General features: G+C 54.2%; 21 protein-coding genes. 16 read left to right on the top strand and 5 right to left on the bottom strand.

The features are described 5' to 3' along the window. Positions 1-313: 313 nt before the first annotated feature. Together ACOTXD_RS08055 and ACOTXD_RS08050 are read left to right on the top strand one after the other, a co-directional pair. On the top strand, positions 314-3,088 hold the full coding sequence (locus ACOTXD_RS08055) for an autotransporter outer membrane beta-barrel domain-containing protein (RefSeq protein WP_032608624.1): 2,775 nt from the start codon (positions 314-316) through the stop codon (positions 3,086-3,088). A gap of 88 nt (positions 3,089-3,176) precedes the next feature. After that, positions 3,177-3,803 carry a helix-turn-helix domain-containing protein gene (locus tag ACOTXD_RS08050; protein WP_003859165.1) on the top strand — a complete coding sequence of 209 codons (627 nt, stop codon included), beginning with the start codon at positions 3,177-3,179 and terminating at the stop codon, positions 3,801-3,803. Positions 3,804-3,805: 2 nt separating this feature from the next. On the opposite strand, the gene ampH is transcribed toward ACOTXD_RS08050, so the two are convergent. Then, positions 3,806-4,966: a D-alanyl-D-alanine-carboxypeptidase/endopeptidase AmpH gene (gene ampH, locus ACOTXD_RS08045; protein ID WP_003859164.1), complete on the bottom strand. Its 1,161-nt coding sequence runs from the start codon at positions 4,964-4,966 to the stop codon at positions 3,806-3,808. Between the two features lie 351 nt (positions 4,967-5,317). Here ampH and sbmA point away from each other — a divergent pair, with 351 nt between their 5' ends. Together sbmA and ACOTXD_RS08035 are read left to right on the top strand one after the other, a co-directional pair. Further along, positions 5,318-6,538 carry a peptide antibiotic transporter SbmA gene (sbmA, locus tag ACOTXD_RS08040; RefSeq protein ID WP_003859162.1) on the top strand — a complete coding sequence of 407 codons (1,221 nt, stop codon included), beginning with the start codon at positions 5,318-5,320 and terminating at the stop codon, positions 6,536-6,538. A gap of 12 nt (positions 6,539-6,550) precedes the next feature. Continuing rightward, complete coding sequence (locus ACOTXD_RS08035) at positions 6,551-7,648, top strand: DUF1615 domain-containing protein (RefSeq protein WP_017383149.1); 1,098 nt, start codon at positions 6,551-6,553, stop codon at positions 7,646-7,648. Here the strand turns inward: ACOTXD_RS08035 and ACOTXD_RS08030 are convergent, their stop codons facing one another. Further along, a complete protein-coding gene (locus tag ACOTXD_RS08030; protein WP_003859159.1) occupies positions 7,649-7,951 on the bottom strand; it encodes a DUF2755 family protein in 303 nt (100 codons plus the stop codon). Positions 7,952-8,199: 248 nt separating this feature from the next. On the opposite strand from ACOTXD_RS08030, the gene ACOTXD_RS08025 reads away from it, so the two are divergent. Then, positions 8,200-8,421, top strand: a complete 222-nt coding sequence (locus tag ACOTXD_RS08025; protein WP_015571318.1) for a DUF2754 domain-containing protein — start codon at positions 8,200-8,202, stop codon at positions 8,419-8,421. A 3-nt stretch (positions 8,422-8,424) separates the two neighbouring features. Here ACOTXD_RS08025 and ddlA read toward each other — a convergent pair whose 3' ends face one another. After that, entirely contained in the window at positions 8,425-9,522 is a 1,098-nt protein-coding gene (ddlA, locus tag ACOTXD_RS08020; protein ID WP_061855963.1) for a D-alanine--D-alanine ligase, read from the bottom strand. A 103-nt stretch (positions 9,523-9,625) separates the two neighbouring features. Between ddlA and ACOTXD_RS08015 the strand changes: the two genes are divergently transcribed. The 5 genes from ACOTXD_RS08015 (at position 9,626) to adrA (ending at position 13,983) form a co-directional block, all read left to right on the top strand. Beyond that, a complete protein-coding gene (locus ACOTXD_RS08015; protein WP_061855962.1) occupies positions 9,626-10,309 on the top strand; it encodes an extensin family protein in 684 nt (227 codons plus the stop codon). Positions 10,310-10,478: 169 nt separating this feature from the next. Then, a complete protein-coding gene (locus ACOTXD_RS08010; RefSeq protein ID WP_015571317.1) occupies positions 10,479-11,693 on the top strand; it encodes a multidrug efflux MFS transporter in 1,215 nt (404 codons plus the stop codon). A gap of 208 nt (positions 11,694-11,901) precedes the next feature. Next, positions 11,902-12,162, top strand: a complete 261-nt coding sequence (gene iraP, locus ACOTXD_RS08005; protein WP_003859148.1) for an anti-adapter protein IraP — start codon at positions 11,902-11,904, stop codon at positions 12,160-12,162. A gap of 294 nt (positions 12,163-12,456) precedes the next feature. Then, on the top strand, positions 12,457-12,777 hold the full coding sequence (gene psiF, locus ACOTXD_RS08000; RefSeq protein ID WP_015571316.1) for a phosphate starvation-inducible protein PsiF: 321 nt from the start codon (positions 12,457-12,459) through the stop codon (positions 12,775-12,777). Between the two features lie 102 nt (positions 12,778-12,879). After that, positions 12,880-13,983, top strand: a complete 1,104-nt coding sequence (adrA, locus tag ACOTXD_RS07995) for a diguanylate cyclase AdrA (protein WP_023324219.1) — start codon at positions 12,880-12,882, stop codon at positions 13,981-13,983. A gap of 16 nt (positions 13,984-13,999) precedes the next feature. Here the strand turns inward: adrA and proC are convergent, their stop codons facing one another. Further along, a complete protein-coding gene (gene proC, locus ACOTXD_RS07990; RefSeq protein ID WP_022650449.1) occupies positions 14,000-14,809 on the bottom strand; it encodes a pyrroline-5-carboxylate reductase in 810 nt (269 codons plus the stop codon). A 97-nt stretch (positions 14,810-14,906) separates the two neighbouring features. Here proC and ACOTXD_RS07985 point away from each other — a divergent pair, with 97 nt between their 5' ends. The 5 genes from ACOTXD_RS07985 (at position 14,907) to ppnP (ending at position 17,542) form a co-directional block, all read left to right on the top strand. Continuing rightward, positions 14,907-15,365 carry a YaiI/YqxD family protein gene (locus ACOTXD_RS07985; protein ID WP_003859141.1) on the top strand — a complete coding sequence of 153 codons (459 nt, stop codon included), beginning with the start codon at positions 14,907-14,909 and terminating at the stop codon, positions 15,363-15,365. 143 nt (positions 15,366-15,508) lie between these two features. Next, the gene (gene aroL, locus ACOTXD_RS07980) at positions 15,509-16,033 is read left to right on the top strand and encodes a shikimate kinase AroL (protein ID WP_023315502.1); all 525 of its coding nucleotides are present in this window, start codon (positions 15,509-15,511) and stop codon (positions 16,031-16,033) included. Between the two features lie 44 nt (positions 16,034-16,077). Then, on the top strand, positions 16,078-16,269 hold the full coding sequence (gene yaiA, locus ACOTXD_RS07975; protein ID WP_003859135.1) for a protein YaiA: 192 nt from the start codon (positions 16,078-16,080) through the stop codon (positions 16,267-16,269). 236 nt (positions 16,270-16,505) lie between these two features. Next, positions 16,506-17,183, top strand: coding sequence for an AroM family protein (locus tag ACOTXD_RS07970; protein WP_003859133.1), 678 nt, complete (start codon positions 16,506-16,508; stop codon positions 17,181-17,183). 71 nt (positions 17,184-17,254) lie between these two features. Then, a complete protein-coding gene (ppnP, locus tag ACOTXD_RS07965; protein ID WP_003859131.1) occupies positions 17,255-17,542 on the top strand; it encodes a pyrimidine/purine nucleoside phosphorylase in 288 nt (95 codons plus the stop codon). Positions 17,543-17,589: 47 nt separating this feature from the next. Here the strand turns inward: ppnP and rdgC are convergent, their stop codons facing one another. After that, complete coding sequence (rdgC, locus tag ACOTXD_RS07960) at positions 17,590-18,504, bottom strand: recombination-associated protein RdgC (protein ID WP_003859129.1); 915 nt, start codon at positions 18,502-18,504, stop codon at positions 17,590-17,592. 123 nt (positions 18,505-18,627) lie between these two features. Between rdgC and mak the strand changes: the two genes are divergently transcribed. Continuing rightward, positions 18,628-19,533 (top strand): fructokinase, encoded by a 906-nt coding sequence (mak, locus tag ACOTXD_RS07955; RefSeq protein WP_003859127.1) that lies wholly within the window; start codon positions 18,628-18,630, stop codon positions 19,531-19,533. Positions 19,534-19,622 lie beyond the last annotated feature (89 nt).

Genomic DNA, 19,622 nt, shown 5'->3' with positions numbered 1-19,622 from the left:
CTGATGTTCAGCGTGGCGTGTAATATTGGTGAGGCTTCTATATTGGTTTGGGATTATAAATATAAATGATTAATTGCTTTTTATTATATGTGTCGAAGCAACTAAAGTAGTTTGCAATCAGTTGAATTTATAATATTTATTCATAATGATTGATATTGCCGTGGGTTTATAAGCTTATTTGTCTGAATACGGACTTAATGGAATCATTCATTGAACCTTTTCGAAGTGAAACTGCATAATTCCTTCCGCAATTTAATGTTGCTAAATGATTTGATGGACAAACTTGCTTACGTCCCTGAGGAGGGATGACCCAATGCAAACATGGAAAAAGAAACTGGTTGTATCACAACTTGCATTAGCCTGCACACTGGCTATCGCTTCTCAGGCCAATGCGAAAGATATATCCGGCACGACATATAATACTTTTGGATATGACAATACTGCGTCCACGCCCTGGTATTATGGTTATGCTGACTGGAATTATTCAGATGCCACACATGATGGTGACATTTATCCGGTCGTCAATAAATCAACCGTAAACGGAGTTATTTCGACATACTATCTGGATGATGGTGTCAATGGCCGTGCGAACGCGTTGAGTATTTCTAACAGCACCATTAATGGCATGATCACCTCAGAGTGTATGACCACGACGTGTGCAGATGGCGTAGATACTGACGGCACCGCTCATACCCAGTATGATCGTTTTAGCCTGACCGTTGATAACTCCACCATCAACGATACCTACGAGCATTACGCGTATGATGTCGTCAATGGCGAAACCACTGAAACGCATTATCTGGACACCTATGATCTGGGTAACGCCATCACGCTGGACGTTGAATCTGATATCGTTATTCAGAACAATTCCCACGTTGCGGGTATCACGCTGACGCAGGGTTACCAGGATCTGGATAACACGCCATACGACGGTGTTGAAGGCGTTGCTAACAGCAGCAATGTCTTTACCGATACGCTGGTGGTGAAAGACTCTGTGCTGACCTCCGGTGCGTACAGCGATCTGGGTACCAGCGGCTTCTACGGTCAAACGGCGAAGCCGAGCGACTACGGTGAAACCAACGCCACGGCTGCGGATGATGCGGCGCTGATCGTTGTGGCTGGCGCGTCTGATAACGCTATGCAGACCACCGCTACCTTCGATCACTCTACCATTACCGGCGACATCCTTTTCTCCAGCACCTTTGATAACAACTTCTACGAGAATGGCGATCCGGCAACGGATACCACCGATGACGGCATCTATAACCCAACTACCAACGGCTGGGATGATACCGACAAGCTGGATGTCACGCTGACCAACGGCAGTAAATGGGTGGGTGCCGCGCAGTCCAGCGTTGAGGCCATCGGCACGGCGCAGATGTATGGTGAAGGCTACAGCAATGTAGACTGGCATGCACTTTCTCCAAACAGCATCTGGCCTGATTCTACCTTTGATAGCAACGGTCACGTTGCAGGTGAAGAGGTTTATCAGAGCGGCCTGTTCAACGTGGCGCTGGATAACGGTTCCGAGTGGGATACCCGTAAGATCTCCAACATCGACGCGCTGACGGTGAACAACCAGTCTCAGGTCAATGTTGAAAACTCCGGCCTGCTGGCGGATTCCATCACCCTGACCAATGCGTCTAGCCTGAACATCGGCGACAACGGCGCGGTAGCAACCGATAGCCTGTATCTGGATAGCTACAGCCGTGCGGCACTGACTGAAGAGACAGCTGAGCTGTATGCCAACACCATTACCGTGGACAACGGTGCAGAGCTGGCGCTGGGTCTGGGTCAGGTTGATACGCACAATATGGTGCTGACCGATGGCGGTGTACTCAACGTTGCCAGCCGCGATTATGTGCTGAACAGCGACCTGAACAACGCACGGTATATCACCAACGATCGCAATAAAGCGGACTACGACTATGGTGTTGTCGCGCTGAACTCTGACGGTCATCTGGCGGTGAACGGTGACGTTGCCGGTAACTATAAAGTGCGCATCGACGATGCGACCGGCGCAGGCTCCGTAGCTGACTACAAAAACAAAGAGATCATTCGCGTCTATGACAATAACGCGGATACCGCTGCCAGCTTTACTGCGGCAAATAAAGCTGATTTAGGTGCATACACCTATCAGGCGCAGCAGAAGGGCGACACCGTTGTTCTCCAGCAGGAAGAGCTGACTGACTACGCCAACATGGCGCTGAGCATTCCTTCTGCTAATACCAACATCTGGAATCTGCAACAGGATACCGTGGGTACCCGTCTGACCAACAGCCGTCATGGCCTGGCAGATAACGGCGGCGCATGGGTGAGCTATTTCGGCGGCAACTTTGACGCGGATAATGGCACCGTTAGCTACGATCAGGACGTAAGCGGCATTATGGTAGGTCTGGATACTCAGATCGACGGTAATAACGCGAAGTGGATTGTCGGTGGTGCGGCTGGTTTCGCGAAGGGTGATATCAGCGATCGTACGGGTCAGGTCGATCAGGACAGCCAGACTGCGATGATCTACGCGTCGGCGAAGTTCATGAACGATATCTTCCTCGACAGCTCACTGAGTTACACCCGCTTCAACAACGACCTCTCTGCCACCATGAGCAATGGTCAGTATGTTGACGGTAATACCACGACTGACGCCGTTGGTTTCGGGATGAAACTGGGCTATGACTGGAAACCAAACCTGTCTGGCTACGTCACGCCTTACGCGGCGATTTCTGGCCTGTTCCAGTCCGGTGATGACTACCAGTTAAGCAACGACATGCGTATCGATGGTCAGTCTTACGACAGTATGCGTTATGAAGTCGGCGTGGATGCAGGTTATACCTTCAACTACGGCGGCGAGCAGGCATTAACGCCTTACTTCAAACTGGCTTACGTGTATGACGATGCTGACAACAATGCTGATATCAACAACGACAGCATTGATAACGGCGTAGAAGGCTCTGCGGTTCGCGTGGGACTGGGTACTCAGTTCAGCTTCACGAAAAACTTCAGTGCTTACACTGATGCGACTTATCTGGGCGGCGGCGACGTTGACCAGAACTGGGGAGCAAACCTGGGTGTGAAATATACCTGGTAAGAAAAAAACGCGGGGGTTTTTGCCCCCGCTTTTTTATGTGCTTTAAAAATAATAAAGAACCGACAGATACAGATGACTTGAGGTATGCATGAACGTTAATGCGAAACCACTTTCTGAATTAAGCCGGCTCATTAAGTGTCTGGAAATCGCCGGTACCCCATTTAAGACCGAACCACAACAATTAATAACTACCGGCAATAATGATGATGAACCATTGACCGTTGTCATACAATCCGGTCTGACTGCCGTCCACCGTAAATCAGACGAATTACTTATGGGTATTGCGCGGGCACCGTATATCCACGGTTTAAGCGCATGGATAAATGACAACTATCTTGAATATTCTCTGATTGCACAAACACCTTGTACCGGATTTTATTTGCCTGCCTCTACTGCATGCGAACTTATTCAAGAAGCGCATGTTTGGCAAGAAGCTTTCTGCTGGCTGTCATGGCTAAACCATTTACTGGGAAAACGTGATATACAGCTGATTGGAAATAATTCCTATAGCCAAATTCGGGCGATGCTGTTGAATATGGCCGAGTGGGATGATGCGCTACGTTCAAAAATTGGTGTTATGAATCATATTCAGCGTAGCACGCGTATTTCTCGTTCGGTCGTTGCGGAGGTTCTGGCGGCGCTGCGTCAGGGGAACTACATCAATATGAGCCGGGGCAAACTGGTCAGTATCAACCGTTTGCCCACGGACTATTGAGATCAGTTAGAGGCCGTAAGCACCTGCGCTTTATTGGCGCTCAGCTCGGCCACCAGATTATTTACGCCATCACTCATATTCACGAAGCGTGTATTTGGCGACCGGGTGACCACCACAAAAGCACCTACGTTTGATTGCGGAATCATCGCCATATAGGTGATGAATCCGCCACCTCCACCGGTTTTTTGAATAATCCCCGGTCGGCCATCTTTTGGCGCCATATACACCCAGCCCATGCCGAGGGCATCGGCTTTACCGGGTACATCCATGCCAATGACGCGACGTAACTGAGCACGCTGGTAGATGAGCGTCTGCATGCGGTCGGCCTGATTGCTGCGCGCGTAAAAATCCGATGAGAGGAACTGTTGCATCCAGCGCATCATGTCGCCAGGCGTAGAGTAAACTCCACCGCTGCCAATGGCGGCCAGCGTGTTATTGCACGGGCTGGCCCCTTTTTCCGCCACCATCAGACGCTTGCACTGGTCCGGGGAGGGGGTGTAAGTGGTATCTTTCATCCCGAGCGGACGCGTGATCTGCTCTTCAAACAGTTGAGGGTAGGGCTTACCCGAGGCCGTCGCTAAAGCGTCGGCCAGCAGATCAAACGCCAGGTTAGAATAGCCGGCCTGCGAGCCCGGGGCCGATTTCAGGGTTGCTGTGCTCAGGTAGTTCCAGCGTTGCTCACGGGTTGGCCAGACAAAGACAGGGCGATGCGCAGCTCCACCGGGCTGTTCTCGCGGCAGGGCACTGGTATGGGTCGCCAGATTCACCAGTCTGATCGGCGTTCCCTGATATGTCGGAACGCGAGCGCCGGGCGGCGCATATTTGCTGAGCGGATCGTCGAGTTTAACCACGCCCTGATCGAGCAGTTTCACCAGCATTTCGCTGGTCATCAGCTTGGTTATCGACGCGACACGGATAACGGAATCCAGCTGCGGACGAACGTTATTTCCCGGTCGTGTTTCACCGAAGCTGCGAAACACCCGCTGGTTACCGTCGATCACGACCAGCGCCATTCCCGTCGCACCGCTGCCGTAATAAATAAGGTTCGCGTAGCGATCGGCAATGTCAGAGGCCAGAACCGGGGCCGTCAGAGGCTGTGCTGCCTGGGCGGTGGACAGGCTCACCGCACACAGCGCGGCGATAGAGAGCAGACAACGTTTCAACGAAAAGCATCCATCAAGTGAATAAGGAAAGTTACGGGTAGTTATACTACTAATCGGCGTCGGGCAATGGCCCGATTTGCATAACGATAGCGAGAAAAACGTAACCGTGGGTAAATTTGAACAATTTACTTGCAGCGTGGCTCCCATTTTGTGACATCGACCGTATGATAGACGCTACGATCGCTGTTGCGAATGAAACGCACCGAAACAATTCTTGAAAACTGGGAAGCGAACTAATAATTCACCCGCAGGTCTCACTTTTTTGCCTGAGCCGGGAGGCTGGTACAGGCAAGGTTTCGTGTGGCGATATGTTGAACACAGCAACAGCCATAACAACAAGAAGGAAGCACAATGTTTAAGTCTTTTTTCCCAAAGCCGGGGCCCTTTTTCCTGTCGGCATTTATTTGGGCACTGCTGGCTGTCATTTTCTGGCAGGCCGGTGGCGGCGCGTGGCTGACCCGTCTTACGGGGGCAACGGGCGATATTCCCATTAGCGCAGCGCGCTTCTGGTCCATGAGCTATCTGCTTTTCTACGCTTATTACGTGCTCTGCGTAGGGCTTTTTGCCATGTTCTGGTTTGTCTATTCTCCTCACCGCTGGCAATACTGGTCGATTCTCGGCACGTCGTTAATCATCTTTGTCACCTGGTTCCTGGTTGAGGTGGGCGTAGCGGTCAACGCCTGGTATGCGCCGTTTTACGATCTGATCCAGACGGCGCTGAGTTCGCCGCATAAAGTGACCATTAACCAGTTCTACCATGAGGTGGGGATCTTCCTCGGCATCGCCCTCATCGCCGTGGTGATCGGCGTGATGAATAACTTTTTCGTCAGCCACTATGTGTTCCGCTGGCGTACCGCGATGAACGAACACTATATGGCGCACTGGCAGCACCTGCGACATATCGAAGGTGCCGCACAGCGTGTGCAGGAAGACACCATGCGTTTTGCCTCTACTCTGGAAGATATGGGCGTGAGCTTTATCAACGCCATCATGACGCTGATCGCCTTCCTGCCGGTGCTGGTGACGCTCTCGTCGCACGTTCCGGAGCTGCCGATTGTCGGCCATCTGCCCTACGGCCTGGTGATTGCCGCGATTGTCTGGTCGCTGATGGGAACGGGGCTGCTGGCGGTGGTAGGGATCAAGTTGCCGGGGCTGGAGTTTAAAAACCAGCGCGTGGAAGCGGCCTACCGTAAAGAGCTGGTGTATGGTGAAGACGATGCCAACCGCGCGTCACCGCCTACCGTGCGTGAGCTGTTTGGCGCCGTACGTCGTAACTACTTCCGCCTCTATTTCCATTACATGTATTTCAATATCGCGCGCATTCTTTATCTTCAGGTTGATAACGTTTTCGGGTTGTTCCTGCTGTTCCCGTCCATCGTTGCGGGTACGATTACGCTCGGTCTGATGACCCAAATCACCAACGTCTTTGGTCAGGTTCGCGGTTCGTTCCAGTATCTGATCAGCTCCTGGACTACGCTGGTGGAGCTGATGTCCATCTACAAACGTTTACGCAGTTTCGAGCGTGAGCTGGACGATAAGGACGTGCAGGAAGTCACCCATACATTAGGTTAAAAAGGAATTGCTATGCCATTTGCTGTACCACGTGCATTACCGCTGACGTTACTCGCCGCTTTCGTGCTGGCGGGCTGTGCCGAAAAAGGGGCTGCCCCGCTCAAAGAAGGGGAGAAGCCCGTTGATGTGGCGAGCGTGGTGCGGCAAAAAATGCCCGCCAGCGTGAAGGATCGCAGTGAGTGGGCTGATGCGCTGGCAGCGACCTTCAAAAGCCAGAAGATCGCGCCTACCGAGGAGAATATCTGCTCGGTGCTCGCGGTGGCGCAGCAGGAATCGATGTATCAGTCAGATCCTGTAGTGCCTGGCCTGAACAAAATCGCCTGGAAGGAGATCGACCGCCGGGCCGAATCGATGCATATCCCGGTTTTCCTGGTGCATACCGCCCTTAAAATCACCTCGCCAAACGGTAAAAGCTACAGTGAACGGCTGGATACGGTGAAAACCGAGAAACAGCTTAGCGCCATTTTCGATGATTTCATCAATATGGTGCCGATGGGGCAGAAGCTGTTTGGCTCACTGAATCCGGTGCATACCGGCGGTCCGATGCAGGTCAGTATCGCATTTGCGGAAAAGCATACCGACGGCTATCCGTGGGATATCGATGGTACGGTGCGTCAGGAGGTCTTCTCCCTGCGCGGTGGGCTGTGGTTTGGGACGTATCACCTGCTGAATTATCCGGCCAACTACGATAAACCGCTGTATCGCTTTGCCGACTTTAACGCGGGCTGGTATGCCAGCCGAAATGCAGCCTTCCAGAATGCGGTAAGCCGCGCCAGCGGTGTGAAGCTCGCTTTGGACGGCGATCTCATTGCTTACGGCAGCAGTGAGGCCGGGACCACCGAACGTGCGGTGCGAAAACTCTCGACGAAGCTGGAGATGAGCAACAGCGACATTCGCCGACAGCTGGAGAAGGGCGACAGCCTGGCGTTTGAGAAAACGGATCTGTATAAGCAGGTCTTTGCGCTGGCCGAGAAGAAAAGTGGAAAGGCATTACCCAGAGCCATTCTGCCAGGCATTCAGCTGGAAAGCCCGAAGATCACGCGTAACCTGACGACCGCCTGGTTCGCGAAACGCGTTGACGATCGTCGGGCACGCTGTATGGGACTGTAATCAGTGGCGGTTGCGCCAGCGCAGGACAAGGGCAATCACGCCCAGAACCATGCTGCCCGCGAGGAAGGGAATGAGTCCAAATACGGTGCTCACGCCTAAACCGATTTCAACGCGCGGGCGGCCTGTATCCTGCACCTGCATCAGATGCTCATACACGCCAGGGGCATGCACCAGCATATTCAGCAGTTGGGTTCCTGCCCAGAAACAAAACAGAACAAACAGGGCATAGGCAATATTCCCCGCCGTGGAGGTTTTTGGTTGTTTTCCGCCAAAAATCGGTTTCGACAATGTAAAGTCTGCCATAAGACCTCCCGATAATATCACTCTGTTTTAATACGCGTCGTACAGGGTGAGTGTGACAGGTCATAGCATTTGTCAATATCAGAATCGTGGGAAATTCGGCTCAGGATTTCTCCTGGATTGTCGATTTCTGCATCACGTCACAAATTGATAACATAAGTGAAACTGCGCTGCATTTCAGAATTTACGTATCCGCCACAGACGCCTTTATCAAACTGTGAGAGGATAGTTTTTTTTCTGCCGGAGTTGTCATGAAGCTCACTTCCAAATTACGCCGTGACTGGCATTACTACGCCTTTGCGATCGGGCTGATCTTTATTCTCAACGGTGTTGTCGGGCTGCTGGGATTTGAAGCGAAAGGCTGGCAAACCTATGCGGTTGGGCTGGTAACCTGGGTAATCAGTTTCTGGCTGGCGGGATTTATTATCCGCCGTCGTCCCGATGAGACGACGACGGCAGAGAAAGCTGACTAAGCGTTAGTTAACGGAACTTTTCAGGGCGCTGTCAGCGGCGTGACGTTCCAGCGCCAGTTCAATCAGGCGGGTGATCAGTTCCGGATAGCTTATCCCGCTGGCCTGCCACAGCTTCGGGTACATGCTGATATTGGTAAAGCCCGGCAGAGTGTTGATTTCGTTAATCACCACCTCGTTATCCGGCGTCAGAAACACGTCGACGCGCGCCATCCCACAGCATCCCAGCGCCTGATAGGCTTCAACGGCGATCGCCCGGATCTTGTCGTTAACGTCGGGATCGAGCGCGGCGGGAACCACAACCTGGGCACCTTTGTCGTCAATATATTTGGTGTCGTAGGAATAGAAGTCACTGTTCAGTACCACTTCACCACAGGTACTCGCCTGCGGGAAGTCGTTGCCCAGTACGGCGCACTCAATTTCACGACCGTTAATTCCCTGCTCAACCACCACCTTATGGTCAAATTCAAAGGCCAGACGAACGGCATCGTTAAACTGCGCTTCGCTGGTGACTTTGCTGACGCCGACGGACGAGCCCTGATTCGCCGGTTTCACAAACAGCGGCAGGCCGAGTTGCGCCTGGATCTGCGCGAAGCTGTGTTTATCGCGGTTGGCGCGAGTGAGCGTCACGAACGGCGCAATATTCAGACCGGCGTCGCGCAGGAGACGTTTTGTGACGTCTTTATCCATGCAGGCGGCAGAGCCCAGCACATCGGAACCGACAAACGGCAGGTTTGCCATCCGCAACATGCCTTGCAGAGAGCCGTCTTCGCCCAGCGTGCCGTGAACGATAGGGAACACTACGTCAATCTGTACCAGCGCCTGCGCGTTCCCGGCATCGATAAGCTGTCCCTGTTCCACGCCTGGAACCGTTGCGACGCTGACATCAGAAGGATTAAGGGCAATGTGCGCCGGATCGTCAGCGTGTAACAGATACTGGCTGGCATCGTTAACATGCCACTGGCCCTGTTTATCAATGCCCAGCAGCACCACGTCAAAACGGCTTTTATCAATCGCATCAACGATATTTTTAGCCGATTGCAATGACACCTCGTGCTCTGCCGATTTTCCCCCAAAGACAATACCTACGCGCTGCTTTGCCATCTCACTCTCTTCCAGTCTGACGAAAAGCCCATAACATACCACGATGCCCGGCGGGTTTCGCGGCCTTCTGCCATAATGTTTTGGGGATGCTGAAGGGGGGCGCGTGAAAGGAAAAGGTCTGCTTATTCTTATTGTTATTGCCGGGATCGCCATGGTGGGCTACCGCTGGTTGCCGCCGTATTACAATCCTTTCGTGCCGCTTACGCTTGACGATCCGCCCGGAAAAATAACCCAGTTTAAACTTCGACGTTTAACACCGCAGGCATGCGAAAGCCTGTTAGCGCAGGCGAATCAACGCCAGCTTATCCGTACCCAGGCTGTCGCTGACAGCGCCGGTGAGTGTCCGCTGAGTAACGTGGTGCGCGTGCGCGATTTTGGCCCGGTGAGCCTGAACAGCAGCTTTCTGGCCAGTTGTCCGCTGGCGTTAAGTTCGGCGCTGTTTGTCAGCCAGCAGGCCCGACCGCTCACCAAAACCTGGACCGGAAGCGAGCTTACGCGTATTGAACATCTGGGCAGCTTCGCCTGCCGCAATATCTACAGCCGCCCGGATGCGCGGCGCAGCGAACATGCCACGGCGGATGCGCTGGATATCAGCGCTTTCAGGCTGGCAAATGGACAGCGCGTTACCGTCCTGAACGGCTGGAAAGCGGAAAAGACGCAGCCCTGGCTACAGGCCCTGCTCTCGGCAAGCTGTGGCTATTACGGTAACGGTCTGGGGCCGGACTATAATGCCGCCCATGCCAACCATTTCCATCTGGGGATGCGCGGCTATGGATTATGTCGATGAAGCATAATCTTCCGCCAAAAATTGGATAAATTGTGACTTATTTCACAAATATGATGACTGGGAAGATAAAACACCAAAGTCTGCAAGGCCGCATCTCTGGCGCTATGTCATTGCGCGTAACTTGCTAATCTGTCGGCGAATTCGCCTAAAAATGAAGACTATTTCTGTTATGGAATCCTGGAAAGTTAATCTCATTTCAGTCTGGTTCGGCTGCTTCTTCACCGGACTGGCTATCAGCCAGATATTGCCCTTCCTGCCGCTGTATGTATCGCAGCTGGGAGTGACTTCCCATGAAGCGCTCTCGATGTGGTCCGGCCTGACGTTCAGCGTGACGTTTCTGGTCTCCGCCATTGTGTCGCCGATGTGGGGCAGTCTGGCGGATCGCAAGGGGCGCAAGTTGATGCTGCTCCGCGCCTCGCTGGGGATGGCGATAGCCATTTTGCTCCAGGCCTTCGCCACCAACGTCTGGCAGCTGTTTATTCTGCGGGCGATAATGGGGCTGACCTCCGGTTACATTCCGAATGCCATGGCGCTGGTGGCCTCACAGGTACCGCGTGAGCGAAGCGGCTGGGCGCTCAGCACGCTTTCCACGGCCCAGATCAGCGGGGTCATTGGCGGCCCGCTGCTCGGCGGCTTCCTGGCGGACCATGTCGGGCTGCGTGCGGTCTTTATCATTACCGCGATCCTGCTAACGATCAGCTTTCTGGTCACCCTTTTTCTGATTAAAGAGGGCGGGCGGCCTGTTGTCAGTAAATCCGAACGCCTGAGCGGAAAAGCGGTTTTCGCCTCGCTGCCTTATCCTGGCCTGATGATTAGCCTCTTTGTGACGACGATGGTGATCCAGCTCTGTAACGGTTCGGTAGGGCCGATTCTGGCGCTGTTTATCAAGTCGATGGCGCCGGACAGCAGCAACATTGCTTTTCTGAGCGGGATGATTGCCGCGGTGCCGGGCGTGTCGGCGCTGATGTCTGCTCCGCGTCTGGGGAAACTGGGCGACAGGATCGGTACGGCACGTATTCTGATGGCAACGCTCATCATTGCGGTGATCCTTTTCTTTGCCATGTCATTCGTCACCACACCTCTTCAGCTCGGCATCCTGCGCTTCCTGCTTGGCTTCGCAGATGGCGCCATGCTGCCCGCTGTTCAGACGCTGCTGGTGAAATATTCCAGTGACCAGGTAACCGGCCGCATTTTTGGCTACAACCAGTCGTTCATGTATTTAGGCAACGTAGCAGGCCCGCTTATCGGCGCCTCGGTCTCGGCGATGGCGGGTTTCCGCTGGGTATTTGCCGCGACGGCGGTGGTGGTCCTGCTAAATATTATTCAACTGGCCTTTGCCTTGCGACGCCGCAGGCGAATCGCTGAGGCAAAGTCGGCCCGGTAAACACGATAATATATTATTTATTCTTATGAACGCCGCATTTTTATATAACGAAATGCGGCGCCTTTCTTTCAGGAAAACGTTTCGCTTTCGCGCTGAAATATCTTTTTTGGCAGCGATGTCACTTTTGCATAAGATAAAACCAATCCATGCTTTTCATTATTCAGAGAGGGTGTTAATTTCAGGGGAAATCACATAAGGAAATAGCACCATGAAAAATCTCATTGCTGAGTTGTTGGTTAAGCTTGCCCAAAAGGAAGAAGAGTCGAAAGAGCTGGTTGCCCAGGTCGAGGCGCTGGAAATCGTTGTGACGGCGCTGCTGCGACAGATGGCAAAACCGGAGCAGGAGGCGTTGATCGACAACGTTGAAGGCGCGCTGGAAAAAGCGCGTCCTGATTCCCAGGTGCCTGCGGAAGATGCGGAGCTGCTTCAGCAATACGTAAAGAAGCTTTTAAGGCATCCTCGCAGCTAACCTGCCTGAGGTGAAATGACGTGTCACAGAATTGTCATGCAGGATGCCTGGCGTCGCTCTGTTTTTATTTTTACACATTTATGCAGGGAAAATTAAATTGAGACAGAGCACACCTTTCACCGCATAATTTCTGTTATTAATTACCGCCTCCCCCCCGGCGAAACCGGTTAATGAATATTGTGCCGATACAGGGCTGAAATAACCGCAGAGCCCGGCGAAAATCAGAGTCGCAGGGTGGTTTTTTCCCCGTAACGAGCCAGACTTAACGTGGAACTTCACATAAAGGATGGTGCAATGAAAACAACAATACTGGTTACCCTGCTCTCTGGCCTGTGTCTGATCGCCTCAGCACACGCGGAAGAGAAAACGTTAACGCCCCAGCAGCAGCGCATGACGACCTGTAACCAACAGGCGACATCGCAAAGCCTGAAAGGGGATGCCCGTAAAACGTACATGAGCGACTGCCTTAAAAATGGTGCGGCTAAACCCGGTGAAAAAAGCCTGACCCCACAGCAGCAAAAAATGCGTGAGTGCAACGCCCAGGCGACACAGCAGATGCTGAAAGGCGACGATCGCAGCAAGTTCATGAGCGCGTGCCTGAAAAAACAGGCGTAGTGCTAACGGGTGAGTCACGGCTGTGGCTCACCCAAAATTTCATACTTTCCCCGCTATCCCCCTCTCTATAATTTGGGAAAATGTTTCAGAATATTCCCAAAGATGATGAATGATGAGTTTTATGACAGTCACGAGAACATTCGGGAAGCGTGGCACCAGCAGCTTTCTCAGGATGATTCATACCGTTCCGGTCTGCGATTTGCCCGGCGAATACGGCTGGCACGCATCGTTGGTCTGGCGGCGCTATTTGTTCCGCTTGCCAGCGTTCTGGTGAGCCAGTTTCTTTCCGGCGTCTGGTGGTTATTGCTGGTGGGCTGGGTCTTTGTCTGGCCCCATCTGGCCTGGCAGCTGGCTTTTCGTTCGGCTGAACCCCACAGAAGTGAAATTGTTAATCTGAAAATCGATGCCATTCTTGCCGGTGTCTGGATGGGGCTAACAGGGTTCAATGCACTACCAACGGCGGCGCTGATCATGATGATCGGCATGAATATGATGGGATCGGGGGGATGTCGCTTATTTCTGACAGGACTGGCGCTGCTTGCCCTGTCTGCTCTGCTCACCGTGCAATCCACGGGTACTCCTGTGCTATTGACCTCTGAACCGCTGGCGTTGTGGCTGACGCTCCCCGTGCTGGTGGTCTACCCCATGCTGTTTGCATGGCTCAGCCACCGCACGGCGATCCGGCTGGCAGAGCATAAGCGTCGGCTTGAGCTGATGAGTACCCGCGACGGAATGACCGGCGTGTTCAATCGCCGTCACTGGGAAACGCTGCTGCGTTACGAATTTGAGGCCTGCCGTCGCAGCCATCGACAGGCGACGATACTGCTCATTGATATCGATCACTTCAAGACGATCAACGACACCTGGGGGCATGACGTGGGAGATGAAGCGATTGTTGCCATTACGCGCCAGCTTCAGCTGACTCTGCGCTCAGGCGATTATATTGGCCGCTTTGGTGGGGATGAGTTCGCGGTGATCATGTCCGGCACGCCTGCCGACAGCGCGATTGCAGCGATGTCGCGCGTCCATGAACGGCTGGTCAACATGCCGCTGCACGGAGCACCAACGGCGAGGTTGTGTATCAGCGTTGGGGTTGCCCCCTGGGGGGCGCAGTTCACCCACTATCGTGAATGGCTAAAGGCGGCGGACGTGGCCCTCTATAAAGCCAAAAATGCCGGACGGGGCCGCACCGAAGTGGCCGCCTGACGCCCGGCGTAGCGCATCAGGACTTACTGAGCTTCTCTGATTTTTCCATGCATTTTTCCATCGCCTCGATCACGGCGGAGCGGAATCCGCGATCTTCCAGCACGCGCACGGCTTCAATGGTTGTGCCCCCAGGCGAGCACACCATATCTTTCAATTCGCCCGGATGCTTACCCGTTTCCAGCACCATTTTGGCCGAGCCCATCACCGCCTGCGCTGCAAATTTGTAGGCCTGCGCGCGCGGCATTCCGCCCAATACGGCGGCATCGGCCATGGCTTCGATAAACATAAAGACATACGCCGGGGCAGAGCCGCTCACGCCGACCACCGGGTGGATCATCGGTTCGGCAATCACTTCCGCTTCGCCGAAGCAGCGGAAGATATTCAGTACATCTGCCACGTCTTCAGATGTGACCAGCGCGTTCGGGGTAACGGAGGTCATACCGGCATTCACCAGCGACGGGGTGTTTGGCATGGCGCGAACAATCTTACGGTCGTGACCCAGCGCGCGGGCGAGCTGATCGAGGGTCACGCCTGCGGCAATCGACACCACCAGGGTCTCTTTGTTAAGGCTGGAGGTGATCTCGCTCAGGACTTTAATCATGATATTCGGCTTAACGGCGCCAAAGACAATATCCGCCACCTGAGCCACTTCCTGCGCGCTTTCGGCAGCGTTGACACCATACTCATCACGCAGCGCCGCGACTTTATCCGGGGATGGGGTATAGACCCAAATCTGCCCCGGCAGCACCTGCCCGCTGGCAATCAGTCCGCCGAGGATAGCTTTGCCCATGTTTCCGCAGCCGATAAACCCGATTTTCTTATCCATCACGTCTCTCCGTTATTATGCGTTGTTATCTCTCATTGATAGCTTAACAACGAAATGCAGGCGACAATAGTCGCCAGAATCATAATGGGGAGAGACGATGGCGATTTGGGTTGATGCGGATGCGTGTCCGAATGTGATTAAAGAGATTTTATTTCGTGCTGCCGAGCGTGTGCAGATGCCGCTAACGCTGGTGGCGAACCAGAATATCCGCGTGCCGCCCTCCAGATACATCCGATCTCTGCGCGTTCCGGCCGGGTTTGACGTGGCGGATAACGAGATAGTACGCCTGTGTGACGCAGGAGATCTGGTGATCACGGCGGATATCCCGCTGGCTGCCGACGTGCTGGCGAAGGGGGCCGCGGCGCTTAACCCGCGCGGCGAGCGCTACTCTCCGGCAACGATCCGGGAGAAGCTCACCATGCGTGATTTTATGGATACGCTGCGTTCCAGCGGCGTGCAAACCGGTGGGCCGGACAGCCTGTCGCAGCGCGATCGCCAGCAGTTTGCCGCCGAGCTGGATAAATGGCTGCTGGAAGTGAAGCGCCGCCCGGCGTAGCCCACCTCCGGGCGGTTTTGTGGTACAGTGTGGCTTCCACAGGCTTGTCATTCCGTACCGCTTTGCAGTAAAGTTAGCGCAACATCTACTGCAATCATTTCTTTACAGCCTCAGTTATCCGGCAGCAAGGGGAACACCTGGTTATGAACCCACCCATCTTTTTAGTTGGCCCTCGCGGCTGTGGGAAAACCACCGTTGGTCTGGAGCTGGCGCGTTTGTGCCAGAGTCAGTTTGTCGATACTGACCACTGGCTTCAGGAGAATGCGGGTAAGACTATCGCCGATATCGTTGAAGATGAGGGTTGGGAGAGCTTTCGTGCGCGTGAAACGGCCACGCTGGAAGCGGTGACCGCGCCGTCAACCGTGATTGCGACCGGTGGGGGCATTATCCTGGCGTCGTATAACCGCCAGTTTATGCGCGAAAAGGGTGTCGTGATCTACCTCTGTGCCCCGGTCTCTACGCTGGTGGGGCGGCTGGAGGCGTTTCCGGAAGAGGGGCAGCGCCCGGCGCTGACCGCGAAACCGCTGAGTGAAGAGGTCAGCGAGGTCCTCGCCGAACGCGATGCACTGTACCGCGAGGCGGCACACCACGTTGTGGATGCGTCGGCGTCACCCGAAAAAGTTGCAATTCAGATTATTACCGCCCTGCGTTTGGCTTGCGCCAGCTAACAGCCGTCTATACTCATAGCTCAGACATAAAAAAAGGATGAGCTATGCCAACCAGACCTCCCTATCCACGTGAAGCCCGCATCGTTACCGTTGAAAAAGGTAATGGTGATCAAACCGTAACTTGGTACCAGCTGCGTGCCGATCACCCTAAACCTGATTCGCTGATCAGCGAACATGAAACCGAACAGGAAGCGCTGGATGCGAAACGGCGCTATGAGGATCCTGAGAAGTCCTGACAGGAATCCGAATTCGTTACAACCGTGCCTGAATCACACTTTTAACTTATCGCTGATGTTAAGCAGCAGTTAATATTTAGTTATTACAGGTGGATTCGGAAAGGCCAGTCGATCTTTACACTACGGTGTTGAGATCCCCTGCTACGCTTGGTGCTGTTTTGTTGAATAAATGAACAGTGCAGCGTAGTGAGCCTGCACCTGTGTGGCAGTTGTGGTAGTAACGGAAGGCGATCAAAATGAAGGCGACGTTGGCGATCCTCACGATTGGTGTGGTGCCTGTAAGCGAAGTATTACCGCTCTTAACCGAGCATGTCTCTGAACAACAAATTACGCATCTCAGTCTGTTAGGGAAGCTCAGTCGGGAAGAGGTCATGGAAGACTACGCGGTCGGAGAGGGGGAAGATCCCCTGGCAACGTTACTCAGTGACGGTAAACTGGCGCATGTGTCGCGCCAGAAAATCGAGCGCGCGCTACAGGGCGTGATCGAAGTGCTCGACAATCAGGACTATGACGTCATTTTGCTGATGAGCACGGCACCCGTTAAAGGACTCAGCGCGCGTAATGCCATTCTGCTCGAACCGATGCGGATTATCCCCCCGCTGGTGGCCTCTATTGTTGATGGTCATCAGGTTGGGGTCATCGTTCCCGTTGAGGAACTGCTGGATAACCAGACGGTGAAGTGGGCTGCGCTGGAGCACACCCCGCTGTACGCGCTGGCTAACCCGTTCTGGGACAGCGAAGCGAAGCTGATTGCGGCCGGGCAGGAATTGATCGACAGAGGGGCGGATGTCCTGATGCTCGACTGCCTGGGCTTCCATCAGCGGCATCGTGATTTATTGCAAAAGGCGCTGGATGTTCCGGTGCTGCTCTCTAACGTCCTGATGGCGCGTCTGGCGTCAGAATTACTGGTGTAATGATTTTGCGTGACAGGTCATGAGCATGGCCCCTATAGTGGATTTTTCTCTATAAATATAAGGGCCAGTTCATGCTTCAAAGTAACGAATACTTTTCCGGTAAAGTGAAATCCATTGGTTTTACCAGCAGCAGCACTGGCCGCGCCAGTGTCGGCGTAATGGCGGAAGGGGAATACACCTTTGGCACCGCAGAAGCGGAAGAGATGACGGTGGTCAGCGGCGCGCTGAACGTCCTGCTGCCGGGTGAAACGGAGTGGAAAGTATATAGTGCCGGGCAGGTCTTCAACGTGCCGGGCCACAGCGAGTTCCATTTACAGGTTGCAGAGCCAACCTCTTATCTGTGCCGCTATCTGAAATAAAAGCATGCCGGGTGGCGCATTCGCTTACCCGGCCTACGTTTTGCCTGTCAGCGCTGCGCTTCGCCGCCGAGACCTTCCACCAGGTTCTGAATCAGCGCCGCCAGCTCGCCGGTCATCAGGATAAAGTCTGCGTCAAAGCGCTGAGCATAATCTTCGCGGTCGATATCTTCGTTCTGATCGCGCAGTTCATCGCAGAATTTCAGGCGCTTCACGGAGCCGTCATCACACATCACAAACTGAATGCGCTGCTGCCAGTCGAGTGCCAGTTTGGTCACCACTTTGCCCGCTTCAATGTGCACGGCGATTTCGTCGCTCACCAGTTCCTGTTTCTTCGCTCGGATCACGCCGCCATCTTCCAGCAACGCTTTCAGCTCTGCTTCATCAAGGATCTGGAAGCCCTGCGCGGCAGTCCCGCTGCGCACCCACTCGGTCAGGGTCAGCTCAATCGGCGTTTCCAGCGCCAGCGGTACCACCGGTAATGAGCCAAGGCTCTTACGCAGCAGCGCCAGCGTATCTTCGGCTTTTTTGGCGCTGGCGCAGTCCACCATAATCAGCCCGTTAACGGTGTCGATCCACATCATGGTCTGGCTAAAGCGGCTAAAGGCGCGCGGCAGCAGCGAGTGCAGCACTTCATCCTTCAGCGAATCTTTTTCGGTTTTTTTAAGCTTACGGCCCTGTTCAGCTTCCAGCTTGAAGATCTTCGCTTCGAGTGCCTGCTTAACCACGGGCGTCGGCAGGATCTTCTCTTCTTTGCGGGCGCAAACGATGATTTGCCCCGTGCTGCTGGCGTGGGTCAGCGCATCGCTTTGAGAACCCATTGGCGGAACCCAGCCGGTTTTTGCCATATCCTGGCTACCGCAAGGGGTAAAGGAGTAAGCGGCTAACTGTTTTTCCATCTCTTCTGCACGCAGCGAAACGTCGCGGCTGAGACGGTAAACCATCAAATTTTTGAACCACAGCATGATAATTTCCACGGCCTTGTCGTTAAATCAGCGGGCATGATAACGAATTGTCGCATCGCTTGCATTGCTAATCGGGAAGCAGGCTTCTACTCTGTTGATAATCAAAATAATGAGGAGTGTCTTGTGCGTATTGGGATTGATTTGGGCGGCACCAAAACAGAAGTCATTGCGTTGAGCGAGCAGGGGGAGCAACTGTTTCGCCACCGTCTGCCTACGCCGCGCGATGATTATCACCAGACCATAGAGACGATTGCCCGCCTGGTCGATATGGCAGAGCAGGCAACGGGCGAGACGGGCACAGTCGGGATGGGGATCCCTGGCTCCATTTCGCCGTATACCGGCGTGGTAAAAAACGCCAACTCCACCTGGCTCAACGGTCAGCCGTTTGATAAAGACTTAAGTCAACGCCTGAACCGGGAAGTGCGTCTGGCGAATGACGCAAACTGCCTGGCGGTGTCTGAGGCCGTGGATGGCGCAGCGGCTGGCGCGCAGACCGTATTTGCCGTAATTATCGGCACCGGCTGCGGGGCGGGCGTGGCCTTCGGAGGGCGCTCGCATATTGGCGGCAACGGCACCGCGGGCGAGTGGGGGCACAACCCGCTGCCGTGGATGGATGAAGATGAACTCAAATACCGCGCCGAAGTGCCGTGCTACTGTGGCAAGCAGGGCTGTATAGAGACCTTTATCTCCGGTACGGGGTTTGCCACCGATTATCATCGTCTGAGCGGCCAGCCGCTGAAAGGTAACGAGATTATGCGTCTGGTTGAGGAGCAGGATCCGGTGGCTGAACTGGCGCTCAGCCGCTACGAAATGCGGCTGGCTAAGTCACTGGCGCATGTGATCAACATCCTCGATCCGGACGTGATTGTGCTGGGCGGCGGCATGAGCAACGTTGACCGGCTGTACGCCACGGTGCCAACGCTGGTGAAACAGTGGGTATTTGGCGGCGAGTGCGAAACGCCGATCCGCAAAGCCGTCCACGGTGACTCCAGCGGCGTACGCGGCGCGGCGTGGCTCTGGCCGGAATAAACGCAAAACGGCAACTTGCGTTGCCGTTTTTGATGTTTGTACCCTCTCCCACAGGGAGAGGGCCAGGGTGAGGGCATCAGACCGCACCG

Origin of the sequence: Enterobacter cloacae complex sp. CDL013 (assembly GCF_049238805.1) — a bacterium.
GTDB lineage: Bacteria > Pseudomonadota > Gammaproteobacteria > Enterobacterales > Enterobacteriaceae > Enterobacter > Enterobacter hormaechei_C.
This window is presented reverse-complemented; position numbering and strand designations above follow the sequence as displayed.

Coding starts and splice junctions, on each gene's coding strand:
- sbmA (WP_003859162.1), top strand. CDS start 5,318: ATGTTTAAGTCTTTTTTCCCAAAGCCGGGGCCCTTTTTCCTGTCGGCA.
- psiF (WP_015571316.1), top strand. CDS start 12,457: ATGAAAACAACAATACTGGTTACCCTGCTCTCTGGCCTGTGTCTGATC.
- ddlA (WP_061855963.1), bottom strand. CDS start 9,522: ATGGCAAAGCAGCGCGTAGGTATTGTCTTTGGGGGAAAATCGGCAGAG.
- ACOTXD_RS07985 (WP_003859141.1), top strand. CDS start 14,907: ATGGCGATTTGGGTTGATGCGGATGCGTGTCCGAATGTGATTAAAGAG.
- aroL (WP_023315502.1), top strand. CDS start 15,509: ATGAACCCACCCATCTTTTTAGTTGGCCCTCGCGGCTGTGGGAAAACC.
- adrA (WP_023324219.1), top strand. CDS start 12,880: ATGATGAATGATGAGTTTTATGACAGTCACGAGAACATTCGGGAAGCG.
- ACOTXD_RS08055 (WP_032608624.1), top strand. CDS start 314: ATGCAAACATGGAAAAAGAAACTGGTTGTATCACAACTTGCATTAGCC.
- ACOTXD_RS08030 (WP_003859159.1), bottom strand. CDS start 7,951: ATGGCAGACTTTACATTGTCGAAACCGATTTTTGGCGGAAAACAACCA.
- iraP (WP_003859148.1), top strand. CDS start 11,902: ATGAAAAATCTCATTGCTGAGTTGTTGGTTAAGCTTGCCCAAAAGGAA.
- ACOTXD_RS07970 (WP_003859133.1), top strand. CDS start 16,506: ATGAAGGCGACGTTGGCGATCCTCACGATTGGTGTGGTGCCTGTAAGC.
- ppnP (WP_003859131.1), top strand. CDS start 17,255: ATGCTTCAAAGTAACGAATACTTTTCCGGTAAAGTGAAATCCATTGGT.
- ACOTXD_RS08050 (WP_003859165.1), top strand. CDS start 3,177: ATGAACGTTAATGCGAAACCACTTTCTGAATTAAGCCGGCTCATTAAG.
- ACOTXD_RS08035 (WP_017383149.1), top strand. CDS start 6,551: ATGCCATTTGCTGTACCACGTGCATTACCGCTGACGTTACTCGCCGCT.
- ACOTXD_RS08025 (WP_015571318.1), top strand. CDS start 8,200: ATGAAGCTCACTTCCAAATTACGCCGTGACTGGCATTACTACGCCTTT.
- yaiA (WP_003859135.1), top strand. CDS start 16,078: ATGCCAACCAGACCTCCCTATCCACGTGAAGCCCGCATCGTTACCGTT.
- proC (WP_022650449.1), bottom strand. CDS start 14,809: ATGGATAAGAAAATCGGGTTTATCGGCTGCGGAAACATGGGCAAAGCT.
- rdgC (WP_003859129.1), bottom strand. CDS start 18,504: ATGCTGTGGTTCAAAAATTTGATGGTTTACCGTCTCAGCCGCGACGTT.
- ACOTXD_RS08010 (WP_015571317.1), top strand. CDS start 10,479: ATGGAATCCTGGAAAGTTAATCTCATTTCAGTCTGGTTCGGCTGCTTC.